The organism is Sphingobacterium sp. UME9 (genome assembly GCF_014170215.1).
Lineage (GTDB): Bacteria > Bacteroidota > Bacteroidia > Sphingobacteriales > Sphingobacteriaceae > Sphingobacterium > Sphingobacterium paramultivorum.
Genome location: NZ_LZZP01000003.1, coordinates 1,299,180 through 1,313,628, shown reverse-complemented (window position 1 = coordinate 1,313,628; position 14,449 = coordinate 1,299,180). Strand labels below are relative to the sequence as shown.

At 38.2% G+C, this 14,449-nt stretch carries 11 protein-coding genes; 5 read left to right on the top strand and 6 right to left on the bottom strand.

Translation table 11 applies throughout. The features are described 5' to 3' along the window. Positions 1 to 107 precede the first annotated feature (107 nt). The 5 genes from A9970_RS07100 to A9970_RS07080 all read right to left on the bottom strand — a co-directional run bounded on the left by A9970_RS07100 (position 108) and on the right by A9970_RS07080 (position 6,856). Positions 108 to 968 (bottom strand): fumarylacetoacetate hydrolase family protein, encoded by an 861-nt coding sequence (locus A9970_RS07100; protein ID WP_182981786.1) that lies wholly within the window; start codon positions 966 to 968, stop codon positions 108 to 110. A gap of 58 nt (positions 969 to 1,026) precedes the next feature. Further along, positions 1,027 to 1,959, bottom strand: coding sequence for a TIGR01777 family oxidoreductase (locus A9970_RS07095; protein WP_182981785.1), 933 nt, complete (start codon positions 1,957 to 1,959; stop codon positions 1,027 to 1,029). 176 nt (positions 1,960 to 2,135) lie between these two features. Further along, positions 2,136 to 2,969, bottom strand: a complete 834-nt coding sequence (locus A9970_RS07090) for a DUF3347 domain-containing protein (RefSeq protein ID WP_182981784.1) — start codon at positions 2,967 to 2,969, stop codon at positions 2,136 to 2,138. Positions 2,970 to 3,569: 600 nt separating this feature from the next. Then, a complete protein-coding gene (locus A9970_RS07085; protein ID WP_182981783.1) occupies positions 3,570 to 5,948 on the bottom strand; it encodes a hypothetical protein in 2,379 nt (792 codons plus the stop codon). 47 nt (positions 5,949 to 5,995) lie between these two features. After that, a complete protein-coding gene (locus A9970_RS07080; RefSeq protein WP_182981782.1) occupies positions 5,996 to 6,856 on the bottom strand; it encodes an SH3 domain-containing protein in 861 nt (286 codons plus the stop codon). A gap of 281 nt (positions 6,857 to 7,137) precedes the next feature. Between A9970_RS07080 and A9970_RS07075 the strand changes: the two genes are divergently transcribed. From A9970_RS07075 to A9970_RS07065, 3 genes are all read left to right on the top strand, one after another. Continuing rightward, the gene (locus A9970_RS07075) at positions 7,138 to 7,950 is read left to right on the top strand and encodes an AraC family transcriptional regulator (protein WP_310889269.1); all 813 of its coding nucleotides are present in this window, start codon (positions 7,138 to 7,140) and stop codon (positions 7,948 to 7,950) included. A gap of 110 nt (positions 7,951 to 8,060) precedes the next feature. Further along, positions 8,061 to 9,845, top strand: coding sequence for a DUF885 family protein (locus A9970_RS07070; protein ID WP_182981781.1), 1,785 nt, complete (start codon positions 8,061 to 8,063; stop codon positions 9,843 to 9,845). A 451-nt stretch (positions 9,846 to 10,296) separates the two neighbouring features. Beyond that, entirely contained in the window at positions 10,297 to 11,166 is an 870-nt protein-coding gene (locus A9970_RS07065; protein ID WP_153844697.1) for a helix-turn-helix domain-containing protein, read from the top strand. 143 nt (positions 11,167 to 11,309) lie between these two features. Here the strand turns inward: A9970_RS07065 and A9970_RS07060 are convergent, their stop codons facing one another. Continuing rightward, complete coding sequence (locus A9970_RS07060) at positions 11,310 to 12,197, bottom strand: MBL fold metallo-hydrolase (protein WP_182981780.1); 888 nt, start codon at positions 12,195 to 12,197, stop codon at positions 11,310 to 11,312. Positions 12,198 to 12,827: 630 nt separating this feature from the next. Here A9970_RS07060 and A9970_RS07055 point away from each other — a divergent pair. Further along, positions 12,828 to 13,406, top strand: a complete 579-nt coding sequence (locus tag A9970_RS07055; protein WP_182981779.1) for a Crp/Fnr family transcriptional regulator — start codon at positions 12,828 to 12,830, stop codon at positions 13,404 to 13,406. Positions 13,407 to 13,469: 63 nt separating this feature from the next. Further along, the gene (locus A9970_RS07050; RefSeq protein ID WP_182981778.1) at positions 13,470 to 14,444 is read left to right on the top strand and encodes a zinc-binding dehydrogenase; all 975 of its coding nucleotides are present in this window, start codon (positions 13,470 to 13,472) and stop codon (positions 14,442 to 14,444) included. Positions 14,445 to 14,449: the final 5 nt, after the last annotated feature.

Sequence of the window (14,449 nt, the reverse complement as noted above, 5' to 3'; positions counted from 1 at the left end):
GATGTTGATATAAATGTACACAAATGCCAGGGATAAAATAAAATGAAGTGAAAGAAAATGGGTTCTTTCAGACGGAAAAAGAATGAAAGAACCCAGATATATGTTTTTTACAACGCTTGATAAGCTGAAATCACTTGTTTTGCAGATCCTAGTCCATCGATGCCATATTCGATGATATCGCCATCTTTCAGGAATCTTTGTGGAGATTTGCCCATGCCAGATCCTGCAGGTGACCCTGTGGAAATGATGTCGCCTGGAAGTAAGCTCATAAAATGGCTTAAATAAGAAATCAATTTGGGCACACGATAGATAAAATCACTTGTATTGCCATCTTGCATAAGCTCACCATTGAGTTTAAGCCATATTTTTAAATTATCGATATCTGTGATTTCATCTTTGGTAGCTATAAATGGACCAACAGGAGCGAAAGTGTCGCATCCTTTACCTTTATCCCAGGTTCCGCCACGCTCGATCTGAAATTCACGCTCTGTAACGTCATTGTGTAGCACATAGCCAAACACATGGTCCAAAGCTTCTTCTTCAGTAACATAAGAAGCTTTTTTTCCAATTACAATGGCAAATTCGGTTTCCCAATCAGATTTTACGGAGAACTTCGGAAGGGTGATTCCATCAAAAGGGCCATTGAATGCAGATACAGATTTCATAAATACGATAGGCTCTGAAGCTTGTTGCAATTTGGTTTCTTTGACGTGATCATCGAAATTAAGCCCTACACAAAGGATTTTGGACGGAGCTTCCAATGGTGTACCGATACGCTCGTCGTCGGCTATCTCTTTAAGCGTATCGCCTTTTTCATTTATATATGTTTGAAGTCTTTCTAAATTTGCAATATCCGCAAAGAAATTGCGGTTGTATTGAAAATTTCCCTCTGAAACATCATATTTCTTTTCGTTTAAAATGACTCCCGCTTTTTCGGAGCCCTTTGCGCCATATCTAAAAATCTTCATAAGCCGCAAATATACGGATTTTGTCCCAAAAAGGGCAGAAATTAACGCGAATTAACAATTAATCAATATGTAAATTATCTATACAATTATTGTCCAAAAGGGGATATTTAAAAGGGAATTTTTCATGTACTATCTTTTTGTTGCTTACCCAAGTGCCATTGAGCACCATTTCCTGCCCTTTTTTTCCAAGCATAAATTTAATCAAAAATGATGGGACGGGTAGGGGAATATAGAATGGACCGTATTTACGTTTGGCTATTCTTTTTGCAAACTCCGCGAGGGGAAGCGGTTCAGATGAACAGGCATTATAAATTCCGGCTATGGTATCATTTTGTATGCCAAAGAGCAGCATCCGACAGAGATCATCCATATGGATCCAACTGAGTATCTGTTTTCCAGAGCCTAATACCGGAATTGACCGAAAGGGTAAGAAACGGTTGATTTCCTTGAGTAAGCCTTGATCCTTGCTGATAACTACCCCAAAACGGAAGACTATGAGTCTTTTTCCCAATGTTTCGATAGGTTTCACGCTTCCTTCCCATAGGTTACATACCCAGGACAGAAAATTTCCGCCTTGTGGATCTCCTTCTTCAAAAGGTTTCTTTTGGTATTGATCGTCTGTTCCATACCAACCTATAGCGGAGGCCGATATGACTGCTTTTACTTGATTTGGTATTTGTTTTAGACTTTGATAGAGCAGTTGTCCACTTTCTACCCTGCTGGCAATAATTTCTTGTTGATATGATTTTGTCCAGCGTTTCGAATTGAGGTTTGCACCCGCCAGGTTAATGATATAGTCGGCTTCCTGAATTGATTTGACATCAATCTCCTGTTTACTGGGATCCCAATGTACATATCGGACATTGTTTTGTACGGGATGGGACTTCGGATTTCTGGTAAAAATAATAACTTCATAGAAATTGGCAACCAATAGCTTTGTTAAATGAAGACCTATAGCTCCAGCACCACCTGTAATAATTACTTTTTCCATGAATTGAACCTTGTTTTATAATATACGCGTGTTGTTATTTAAGCGAACCAATTTCTGCTGATACTAAATATACTATTTTGGTTTATAAAAATCCACCATTGCGGCAGCAATTGCAAAAAAAGGTTTATCTCGTCGGGAGATAAACCTTTTAAGAGTCGATTAAGCGACGTTATTCGTTAAAGCGTTTGAATTGTGCTGCCACATGTCAGCATCTGTGTGCCGTAGTAAGGATTTTTGATTTCTTTATGACGGCTTAACCAAGTCGCACCTTTACCTTTGTTGAACATCGGACACTTTTGGTAATAAACAGAAGAAGATGGTTTTGAGTTTTTGGACAAACTATAGATATCTTCCGACAATAGCGCGAAGGCTTCTCGTTGTTTACTGATATCCTTTGCCTGTTGTAGGCTCTTCACTGTCGCTTTGAGTGATGTTGTTTTGGTTTTCCAGACGTCCTGTTCCGCTTTCGTTAGATCAGCAGTTTGTATTTTAGCGATTGCATCGGCAAGATCGTTTGCTAGGCCTGCAGCTTGTTTACTATCCGCAGCTACAAGTGCATCTTTAAGCAGAAAGTATTGGTCATAGATCTTTTGAAAATTGCTTACGTTGCTGATGTTATCTACTGAAGCTACCGGCTCAATGCTTGCGTCTTGTGGGCTATCTGAAGCTGGAGGAGCTAAATTTCTTTCGTATTGGCAGCAAGCATGTAGTTTAGCATAAGTATCTTCCGCGGCAAGGTACTTTTCATTGTCATAGCCTGCCCCTGCGATACTTTTCAATACAGCATCTAAGGAAGTTTTCTTTGCGTCATAGGCTATTGTCGCAGTTTGGTTGTCTTCGTTCCATTCAACTTTAGCCTGAGCGGAGGCTCCTGCATTTTCTATTGTTTTTTTACACATACCGCAGTTTCCAGCAATTTTAACATTGGTGTTCACGGTGTTGTTTTGTGCATAGTTTGTTAAAGAGGATAGTACAAAAGCCCCTGTTATGATATAATGTTTGATTTTCATATGATTGGATGAAAGAGTAAATAAAAATAAGTAATCAAAAATGATTGATAAATGATCAATGTATGGATTAACTTATTTTTGGCGGGACCCAAGGACAAAAATATCCCTCAGAAATAAATGTTGGCGCTATGGGTTTATAATTTTTTTTGATTGCTATACCGCAAAGTTCATGACCTTGTTCAAGGGGGTTGGAAATTGCCAAAAATGTACCACTATACGTGCATTGACAATTGCAATTTTTACATGGTTTGTGATGTTTACAGAAAGCCTTTTTTTTGGAAGATTTAAATTTTGAACAACAATGGTCCTTTTTGTCAGTGGTAGCATCATCTTGCGTGTGACTACTGTGTGCATTCATTTTATGGCAGGCAAAAGCGTCGGGTGCACTTAAAAGGAAACCGAAGGTTAAAAATAGTAGTATAAGTCGCTTAAGTGCCATATCAGCTCAAATATAGTTGTTTTGGGTAGAATCTGCTTCTACTTTTAACTTTTTTTGGCATTATGGACTTTTTTTATAGGCTCCATGTTATTTGAGTTTGGGAGGACCAGATAACATGGAGCGACGTTTGGAATTCTTTTTTTCGGAAAGCAAAGAAATACTTAAAACTTAAAACCAGAAAAAAAGCCAGGCTTTTTCCAGGTACGTTTATATTCATCAGCTAAAGGAGAGTGATCCGAATAGGCGAGCACTTCATCAAGCAAATTGTGTGCTTTTTTCAGATTCCCTGTTTTATAGTTTGCATATGCCTCTGCTAATTTAACCGATTCGACATCATCGTCGTAGCCCCAATCGCATTGCTGATAAATACCGTTGAAAACATTGACGTATTTATTTACTTCGTTTATATCTCCGTTTTCGGCGAAAAGTTCAATTCCAAATTTTAACCAAAGGACATAATCATTGGGCTCCATGACTGACTGTACCCAGTTGTCATACGTTTGGAATGTTTCTATACCCGCGCTAAATTCCGTAAGATAGTAATGGCTTTTAACGATGAGATAGAGCGTCTTTGCTTTATCGAAATTATCGATGATAAATTCCGGTTTATTTTTAAGGTATTTCTGCGCAGCGAGGTTCATGGACTTGTAATTGCTCTTTTCATTATATAGTTGCATTAAGACATATTGAGACTGCGCTTCGTGTGGGTATTGTTTAGCCATCTGTTCGTAATAGGAGATACGTTGTGCCAAATTATCCTGTTCGATCATCTGATAGATAATATGTTCGATCCCATTCTTTGATGCCTCAAAATCACGATACTGGTAGTCGTCTAAATTGGGATGATCAATATAGAATTTGTAAATAAACTCGAGCAGCTGTTGGGCCCGGGATTGAATATTTGTTGAACGTCCTAGCTGGTATTCAACATCGATTTGATGCATAAGCATGCGGTAACAGGGAGGAAATATAACAGACTCCGTATCTTCGGCTTCTTCATCTTCTTCAGAGGTAAATGCTTGCTGCTCCAGGGTCGCTTCCAGCGAGATCTGATAGGTGTCAAAGTATTGTTGAAGTACCTCCTCCAGACGTACGTAATCTTCCAATGCTGACAAGGCATCGGCTCGGGTGAAATGAAGTTCTTCAAAGTCGGAATAGCTTAACCCTTCGGTGGCGATAGCATAACAGATTTCCAGTTCTCCCGCTGCCTTATACGCTAAGGCTAGATTATTACAATTCATGGCTCTGTTGTGGGAGCCCCCAAAGTAGTCACTTTCATATTTATTTTGTTCAAAATACTCCTTGAAAGCGTCGTAGGCTTGACGATAAAGTTCGAGGACGAGCAATTGTAGTGCAGATTGATCAACTGTGGTTAAGTTGTCCTGGGAGTGAATAAAATCAGATAGTGCGACAGCTTCATTATAACATTCACGGGGAAGGTCATGGAAAGTAGGAACCTGATCGTAAACTGTTCCATTGGCTTTAAAGGTGCATTCAACTAGGCGTCGCCAGGATGTTGCATTCCATTTTCGCTCACCTACCATTGTTAGATGCGGAATAGCCGCGGCATACTGCCCCTCGTCATAGAGATAGGCTGCCGCAAAATGGTAACCAACGTAAGAATCAGGATAGGCATCGACCAGTTTGAGTGCATGGAGATAATAATAGTCAAGCGGGATTCCGATTTCTTCTGAGTAATTGCGCTCAATGATAAGCTGATAGTAAAAGACCTCAGGGTGCTCATACCCCTCGGCAATCAATTCTTCAAAACGAGTATGCCATTTGACCAACTCCTGATGGATATGCACGGCTGAGTTTTCCCCTTTGATAAGCTTAAGTAAAATCTGCAGTGCTAGGTCGATTGCTTTATTTTCGTAAGCAATTTCAGCGAGATCCACATAATTCATTTCATTGCTGCTGATGAAATGCTTAAAATCAGCTTCCATTAAAGCTAAAATATTAGACTCATTGATCTGTTTGGTACGGTCAAGCAGGTATATTTTCTTTATCCAAAAGATGGAAAAATTATGATCCAAGGTTTCCCGCTCATCCTTGAATGTTTCTTTAACGAAATCAATGCTCGCCTCCAAAACTGGAAGCATCGCTGTATCGTCCTGGAGCCCTTCGTAGATATTGGTTAAATAGTTGTGCCCATATCCGGACATATTGGGGGAAGCGATTAGTTTTTTTGCGTATTCGATGAATAGACCTTTATTGCCTTCAGTAATATGGAATTTTGGACGACCAATTTGTGCTAATGTCGCTTGATTGTCCAAAACATAATTCAGTATATGATATAGGGTCGTTTCATTATCAGGTTCGATGGCCAATGCTTTTTGAAAATAGGGGATCATTTTTTCCTGAATAACATCAAAAATAGCTTCGTGGCCTTCATAGAATGCCTGATCATGATAGGCGATGGCTAGGTGTGTCCAAAGCGTAACATCTTGATCGTTTTGTCGCAGTTGGTTTTCTCCTTCAATGATAAATAAGTCTAGTTGTCCGCTGTAGAACAAATCATATATATTCTTTTCTTCCATTTATTAATTTTTATATGTATCCAGTATGTTAAAATCTGTGGAAAATACTATTTAGCTGTAGAAACCTTTTCAAAGCCATTACCATTCCATAGAAATTCTTCACTTTTTTTTGTGATCTTGAAATTGGGATTTTCTGCATTGTCGTCAATAGCTTCTCCCTCTTCAATGTATTTAAAGATAATCTGATTATTTTTTCGGTGTTCGGAAGGGAAAAGAATCTTTTCATCGTAATAGAAAACACCAGCATCACTAACAGAATACCTGCTGGGAAGATCCACAAGTCGTTGTCCTGTCCAGGCCACATAGTTGTACTCAGAAGGTATACCACAGGCTTCCCCCAGAAATTCGATGCGGATGATTTGTTTGACATTTTGAAGGCCCATTGCCGGCAGTAATTTACTCTGGGAGAACGATTGTTCTGAATAGGCGAAAGGGAAGGTGTGTTCAGCTAGAAAATTTCCGTTTGTGTCGAGAAGTTTTACCACTGTGGAGAAATGATCCTGTTCCTGTTCGTTGATACTTTTGGTAAAACGTTCAAAACCGTAAATATATTGCGAGCCGTCCGAAGCGGTTTGTTTTCCGAGCGCTAATAGTCCGAGCCAAATAAAACCGTTTTTTTTACTGCTACCGTCGGAATAACTTATCTCATACCAAGGAGCATAAAAATTTTTCAGCGTATTTCCTTTGAAAGGCGCGCTGGTGATCGTAACGACATTTCCTACCGATAAAGAATCTACGATTGCTGCCTTAAGACTAGGTTGAGCACGCACATAAGCTTTTGTGGCAAAAACAGTTGCCGACTGACCCTTTTGTATGTTCCATAGGTTGAAATTATCGTCAAATTTTAAATTTTCCTGCGCCTTTGAACAAAATGGTCCGATGACCAAGATGATTAAATAGCATCCCATTAGTTTTCTCATTTTTCACTCTCCTTTCCTGCAAAAATAGACGAATTGGTCCATACCCCTTATCACTGGTTTCAGGTATTTTTTGTAGAATGTCCCCAAAAGAAGAAATAGCTCGGGAGGAAGTTGTAAAATAAAAAGGCTGGACTTTCGTTCGAGAGAAAATATGTTGGGATCTTTAGATAAGTGATAGGACTAATCGGGTCGATCATTTTAGAACATGAATTTTAATTATATTTATCATTTCGGAAATATGAAAGTACATTTAAAATAGGGGGAAAGCTGTGGAAAATGAAAACAATAAGCTGCTCGTATTAGAAGCTGGCAAGTATATTGGGAATGAAGTTAGCCAAAGTTCTTTTGCTGGTATCATTACTTCTGATATTTATTACGAGGCTGGTATTATCTCTGATTGGCATTGTCATCAGAATCCACATTTTTCACATATTTTGAATGGTGGAAGTGTTGAAATCAGGCAGAATGAGAAAAATCGGCAGCAACAGGGTACTTCTCTATATTATTATCCCGGTATTATCCACCAGAATATTGGTTATATAAAAGGGACAAGAATCTTCAATCTTGAATTTACCGAAGATTTTCTAACTAAATATGATTTAAATGTACCAGATGAATCTTGCATGTTCTCGCATGGTATTCAATGGGGCACAAGCGGTTTAGTAAAGATTATGGGGGAACATTATTTAGACGACCAACAAAGCATATTGGCAATGGAGCAACTTTCCATCCTGCTTTTGACATGTACCACTACCATCAAGTGTATGGGGCCAGCGTGGATTTTCCGGATCAAAGATTTTTTGTATGATCATTGGAATATTCCATTATCGTTAAGTTATATTTCTGAAGAAATGAATTTGCATCCCGTTACCATCTCTCGATATTTTCCTCAATATTTTGGTTGTACAATTGGAGATTATCTTCGGCGGATTAAAATTGAAAAGGCATTACCCATGATCAGATCGAAGAAGCAATCACTCACAGAAATCGCATTCAATTGTGGCTTTGCTGATCAAGCTCATTTTATTAAAACCTACAAAAGGTTTATGGGGATTACGCCGAGTCAGTATCAACGGATGTAGAAAAAAGGTTGAGGCTAATTGGGTACAATTTTGTCTAGCGCGTTGATTTTAACTTTGATCATAAGGAAAATGGTCCAGATGGATTATTTATGATTAAAGCTTTAATTCCAATGAAAAATAAAATTTTAACAACTGTATTGTTGCTCTCCTCTATCTTGTACTCGAGCAAATCTATGGGACAGCATTTAAGTGCTTTACATAGGCTATTTGAAAAATACTATGAAAAAGAATGCTATTTCAATCCGCTCCAAGCAACAGCGGATGGTATTCATGTCTACGATGACTTGCTTCAGAATGAGGGTTCTTTTGATTTTTTAGTCGCTAAGAAAAATTTCTATCAGTCATGTTTAAACGAATTACAGCAATTCGATAGGAAAAACTTGACAGAGGCAGATCGTATTTCCTATGATGTATTGGATTATACGTTAAAAACGGGATTAGAGGGGCTCTCTATGCATTTTGAATATATTCCTTTTAATCAGTTTACAGCTTCGGTTCCAACAGACCTTGCACTATTTGGTTCGACCAATGGTCCCCAGCCATTTCATACCATTGAAGATTATACAAATTGGTCTAAAAGGATGATCTCTTTTAAGGCCTGGGCAGATACTGCTATCGCAAATTTCGAGAAAGGGAAGAAAGCGGGAGTTGTTCTACCAAGGTCTCTGGTTGGCCGCATGATTCCACAATTGATCGCACTCGGTGAAAGAGATACTTTAAAAAGTGTTTTTTACAGGCCATTGCAACAATTTCCGGAAAACTTTTCCCATGAGGAAAGGAAAAAATTGACAATGCTATATAACGAAGTTATACCGAACTATGTCTTGAATTCCTATGCGAAGTTAGCAAGTTATTTACAATACGATTATATGCCTTTTGCATCTTTACAATCGGGCTTAAATAGTCTTCCTGACGGGGATAAAATGTACCAATACTACATCAAGTTATATACGACCAGCTCTACACTTAGTCCCGACCAGATTTATCAGATCGGGCTTAAAGAGGTGGACAGTATAACCCATGAAATGAAGCAAAATATGGTTCTCAATGGCTTTAAGGGGTCTTTAAAAGATTATTTTAGATTTTTGCGCACAGATCAAAGGTTTAGACCATTTAAAACCCCAGAACAGGTGCTAGACGCCTATCAAAAAATATATAATAAGATTCAGCCTCATTTAAAAGATATGTTTTTAGTGGAGCCCAAAACGAAATTTGTTATAAAACGCGTAGATCCTTACCAAGAGGCGTCACAAGGAGGTCCTTATTATATTAAGGGAAACTTAAAAGAGAAGAGAGCTGGCACTTTTTTCGTTCCGATACCTGATCCGACTAAGATAAATACAGTTTTTTATGGCCTAGAATGCACATTTATACATGAGGCAATACCTGGGCATCACTATCAGATTGCATTACAGCAGGAGTATAGCGAACTTCCTACTTTCCAACAACAAAATGCCCTATATGCTTACATGGAAGGTTGGGCACTGTATTGCGAATCCTTGGGTGAACAATTGGGATGCTATACAGATCCATATCAAAAGATGGGTGCGCTAAATAATGAGATCCACCGTGCAATACGTTTAGTAATTGATGTTGGTATTCATACCGGAAGGCTGACTGAACAACAGGCAATTGTATATATGATGGATCATGAATCAATAAGCGAAAATATCGCAAAGGCAGAAGTTGAAAGATATATGGCTTGGCCAGGACAAGCACTTTCTTATAAAATCGGGGAGCTAAAAATCAAAGAATTGAGAAAAAAATACCAAAACTTACAGGGCGAGAAATTTAGTTTTCAGGCTTTTCATGCCGCAGTGTTAAAATATGGTTGTTTGCCATTGGATGTTCTTGAAAATTTCCTGGATGACTGGAATACAAAAATTTCCAATTAAAATTTGGAATATTATCTGGTTTGATCTTCTCATTGGTCCACAAACAACATTTTATGACCTTAGGCATGTCGCTGTTATTAGGGATAAAAAGAGCTATTTGTTCAACAAGTATATCAGTGGGAAGAGTGCTGCATTCCTAATCTATTTTTTGTGAATAGGGGCCTGTTTTAATGCAATCATTTCTTCTTGGTAGTAGGTGAAATGAAAAATCGTTTATAAAATTCATCTATATGCTTTATCAAATCATTCATTTTGCTGCTTACGTTTTGAGAATCGATAAATTCAATGTTATTTTAATTCGATATTATTTTCTGTTGAGGGAGAATTGATAAATTTTCTCACACATATGGGACAGGTTCCCTAGAATCATATGGATGGCGTTCTGATCATGTCAAAGATGTGGATGGCGTCATTTGTTGCAAATAACGTCATTTGTTGCAAATAATTGGATATGATGAAAAACAAAAATTATGAAATAGAGCATTTTGAATATTTTCAGGAATTGAGGGGGACAAAAGAAGAGATTCTATATTTCAAGACTGAGCGGCAGATGTATAGAAAAGAGCCTATCGGACTTGATTTTTTTTCGTTTTTGTTGTTTGAAAGAGGTGGTGGCACGCATACTATCGATGGGGTTGCTTATGAAATAAACTGTAAGCAGTTACACATAGTCTTTCCTGGCCAGCTTCATAATTGGGATATTTGGGCAGGAACGAAATCACATACCGTATTTGTTTCCGGGCGACTTTTTAAGGCATTTGAGAATTTCTTTATTTATCCGATTGAATATTGTAAAAAGAATCCTGTGATGAACCTTTCGACTCGGATTTTTCAAGAGATGTTGAGAGAGTTTAGGGGGATTGATCGAGAGCTTGCGTTCAAGCAGGGGATGAAGGAGATTATTTTTTCAAAATTCAGGATTATAGCATTAATGTTCAACCGAGAAGTTTTGGGAAAACTGAAACCCAAGAAAAAAGGTAAACTTGAACCTCTTCTCAAACGTTTTTCGTTGTTACTTTTAGCATTCTGTCGAGAGCATCGTTCGGTAAAATATTATGCGGATAAATTGGGGGTTTCTGCAAATTACCTGAATGTTTTCTGCAGGAAGCACCTCGATATGAATGCCAATGCTTTTATCGCGAAAGAAGTTGTTAATGTCATTATGTCTGAATTGCTGAGTACAGACAAATCGATCAAGCAAGTTGCTGTAGATCTTAATTTCAATGATCTGGCTGGTTTTTCCAATTATTTTAAAAGGCATAATGGATTATCGCCACGTCAGTTTTTGGAGCATTCTGGAATGCAAGAGGTTGAAGAATAGCGGTTGAAGTAAAAAATATAGTATACATCTGCCAAAACGAGCTGGGGCTGAGCCTTGCAGCTAATGGACTTTTAATTGCAAACGTGCATACTGCGCTATGTGAAGTAGCGCAATCTGCTGCGTGTTTTTTTGGAAAAGACATTTTAGTCAATGATGTTTTTAGGAATCCACTCCAATTCTTTACACTTGTTTTTTCGACCTATGAAGCCTATCCCTGGCCAAGGCATATGAGATGCGACCACAAGTGTTTGTTCTCGATAACAGCGATCAAGTATTTTTATCCGTGTATCCACAGCACGATTGAAATCAATATCCCATTGGGTTCCCCAATGAGGCTGGGAAACTAGGATAGGTGAATGTATTAGATCAACGAGATTTGTAATTGCGCTATTGTCGGATTTTATTGTATAGATGATATGTCCTGGGGTATGCCCAGCTGCTGATTCTGTATGAATGCAGGAAAAGAGTTGGTCGCCCGGTTCAAATAGCTGCAATTTGACCTCAATACCTAGAAGTGTTTTTCGTATTAAATCGATGTTAGATTGACCAATTTCAGGATTTTCGCTCTTCGAAAAATCAGGATGATCTGACATCCAAAATTCAAATTCGGGTTTAGCCATGTAGTATGTTGCGTTTGGATAATTGGGTGTGCCATCGACATCTAATATACCACCGATATGGTCCCGATGTGCGTGCGTAATGAGAATATCTGTGATCTTATTGCGGTCAATATCTGCTAAATGCAGACTTTCTTTTAAATTTCCGGCATTGTCAGTGTCATAATGTCCCTCACCAGTATCAATGAGTATATATCGATCCTGTTGTTTGATCAACATAACGATAATAGGCGCTTGATAGTCCTTTGTTGAAAGTGAAAGCCTTTGCAGTTCCATTTCGACTAGTTGAGAGGGTATTTTTGGGGCAAGGGTAGGCTGTAATGTTTCTAGTGTAAAATAACCATCTGTCAGGAGTACAAGTTCGAGCGTGCCGAAGGGAATTTGGACATGGCCTGTTCTTTTAAGCTGTTTCATATTGCCAAAGTTGGAAAAATGGCCTGTAACAAGCTAATTGAGTGATGAAAATCAAACACAATGTAATAAATCAATAAAATATTTGTGTCAAGAAGCTGTTGGCTCAGGATTAGCGTTAAGCTGAATACTACTACTTTCATGAAAACTTAGTGTTAAATACGTTTTTGATTTTGGCCGGGCGTGATGTGGCTATTGTTGTGGAAAGTTAGGGCAGAAGTTGATTTGTCTACAAATAACTATTCCATGTTTTAGATTAGAGATGTTGTGAATGTTATAAAAAAAGAAAGTGATGGAATAATTATGTTAATAAAAGACAATTAACAAAGCTTTATTTTTGATTTGAGGGATAGGTTTTTTCATACGGCTACCCAAATCCTAGTTTATCGAATATGCCCAATTTGGTTGTTGGGTAAATTTCGGAAAGTTTAAATGGCTATTGAACTTTACCTGTAGATAATTTGAAGAAACAGGAAATTGGGTAGAAAAAATGTGATTAGTTTGGTTCGGCAATTTGTCGAACCATTTTTTTGTATTACTCCGCCCTTTTCTTTCACTACCGTAATTTTTTGTAAGTTAGTAGAAGTGAAAGAGAGCTATTTTATATATCGACAGTGCAAGTACGACAAGTAAATGTTTGAACAATTCAGAAATAAATTCCAACTTGATGACGATAAATGGAACGAATATATAGGTTGCTTCCATCGCATTGAAGTTCCTGCCAAAACCATGCTTTTGAACGAAGGCGAAGTTTCCAAAAAAATGTTTCTGATTGAAAAGGGTGGGATTCGTGCTTGGTTCAATAATGATAGTAAAGATATTACTTCCCAATTTTTTTTTGAAAATGAAACTGTTGGCTCCATTGAAAGCTTCCGGAAAAATATTCCAAGCCAGACCAATATAGAAACCATCGAACCAAGCGTTTTGTGGTGGGTACACAAAACCGACCTAAACAGGATAATCGAAGAAATTAAAGAAATTCCACAGTTACGGGATATGCTTATAGACAAAATTTTTGAACGGACATTCGATTATATGAATTATTTTTTCTCAATGGTCAAAAATACGCCGCAGGAACGCTATATTAATTTGCTAAAAGAAAGACCCGAAATTATAAAACGTGTTCCGCAACATTATATCGCTTCTTATCTCGGGATTTCTTCGGTCCATTTAAGTCGGATAAAAAGTATATTGGCAAAAAAGCGGATTTAATAACAAATGTTATCGCCTGCTGAAGTATCGGTTTTTAATTTTGCTGCATAAAATTTAGACAAAATGAAAGCAGCAGTAGTATTGAAAAAAGGCGAAATGCCAAAATATGTAGCAAACTTTGCCGAGCCAATAGTGCAAAATGAAAACGAATTATTGATTTCGGTGAAAGCATCTGCCGTGAAAAACCTTGACCGGATGCAGGCAATTGGAAAACATTATTCCACACAAGACGAAGTGTTTGCAGCAAAAGTGGTCGGTGGAGATGGAGTTGGGGTACTAGTAGACGGTACACGTGTTTACGGAATTGGCGTTAGTGGAATGATCGCCGAAAAAGCCGTTGTTGAAAAAAAACGTACGGTAAGACTACCCGAAAATATTGACGATGCAACAGCAGCAGCTTTACCAAATGCAGTGATGGGCTCAGCTTTGGCATTAAGTTTCAGAGCGGGGTTGCAAAAAGGTGAAACCGTACTTATTAACGGTGCGACAGGTGTTACCGGCAAAATTGCTGTGCAAATTGCCAAACATTACGGTGCAAAAAAGGTGATAGCGACAGGAAGAAACGAACAGTCTTTAAACGAATTATTATCATTAGGTGCAGATGAGATCATTTCGTTGAAACAAGACGATGAAGCGTTTATTACACGACTAAAAACCTTGCAGCAGCAAAATCCAATTGACGTGGTTATTGATTACTTGTGGGGAAAAAGTGCAGAGCTGATCTTATCGGCATTAAAAGGCAATGGCGGATTTTCGCACCATACGCGTTACGTTACTGTTGGCGGAATGATGAGCGATTCAATTACGTTGTCATCTTCCATTTTACGCAGTACAGATATTCAGCTTTCAGGCTCGGGTTTAGGTACCTGGAGACCGGAAGAAATAAAGTTATTGATTACCGAAATACTTCCCGAAATGTTTCAGCTTGCTGCTGACGGAAAATTAGAAATCGAAACGGTAAATATTCCACTTAAAAACATTGAAAACGCTTGGGAAATGAATATCGATGGAGGCAAACGCTTAGTTGTTTTAATCTGAAAAAT

Coding starts and splice junctions, on each gene's coding strand:
- A9970_RS07070 (WP_182981781.1), top strand. CDS start 8,061: ATGAAAAATAAAATTTTAACAACTGTATTGTTGCTCTCCTCTATCTTG.
- A9970_RS07050 (WP_182981778.1), top strand. CDS start 13,470: ATGAAAGCAGCAGTAGTATTGAAAAAAGGCGAAATGCCAAAATATGTA.
- A9970_RS07085 (WP_182981783.1), bottom strand. CDS start 5,948: ATGGAAGAAAAGAATATATATGATTTGTTCTACAGCGGACAACTAGAC.
- A9970_RS07080 (WP_182981782.1), bottom strand. CDS start 6,856: ATGGGATGCTATTTAATCATCTTGGTCATCGGACCATTTTGTTCAAAG.
- A9970_RS07100 (WP_182981786.1), bottom strand. CDS start 968: ATGAAGATTTTTAGATATGGCGCAAAGGGCTCCGAAAAAGCGGGAGTC.
- A9970_RS07095 (WP_182981785.1), bottom strand. CDS start 1,959: ATGGAAAAAGTAATTATTACAGGTGGTGCTGGAGCTATAGGTCTTCAT.
- A9970_RS07065 (WP_153844697.1), top strand. CDS start 10,297: ATGATGAAAAACAAAAATTATGAAATAGAGCATTTTGAATATTTTCAG.
- A9970_RS07060 (WP_182981780.1), bottom strand. CDS start 12,197: ATGAAACAGCTTAAAAGAACAGGCCATGTCCAAATTCCCTTCGGCACG.
- A9970_RS07090 (WP_182981784.1), bottom strand. CDS start 2,969: ATGAAAATCAAACATTATATCATAACAGGGGCTTTTGTACTATCCTCT.
- A9970_RS07055 (WP_182981779.1), top strand. CDS start 12,828: ATGTTTGAACAATTCAGAAATAAATTCCAACTTGATGACGATAAATGG.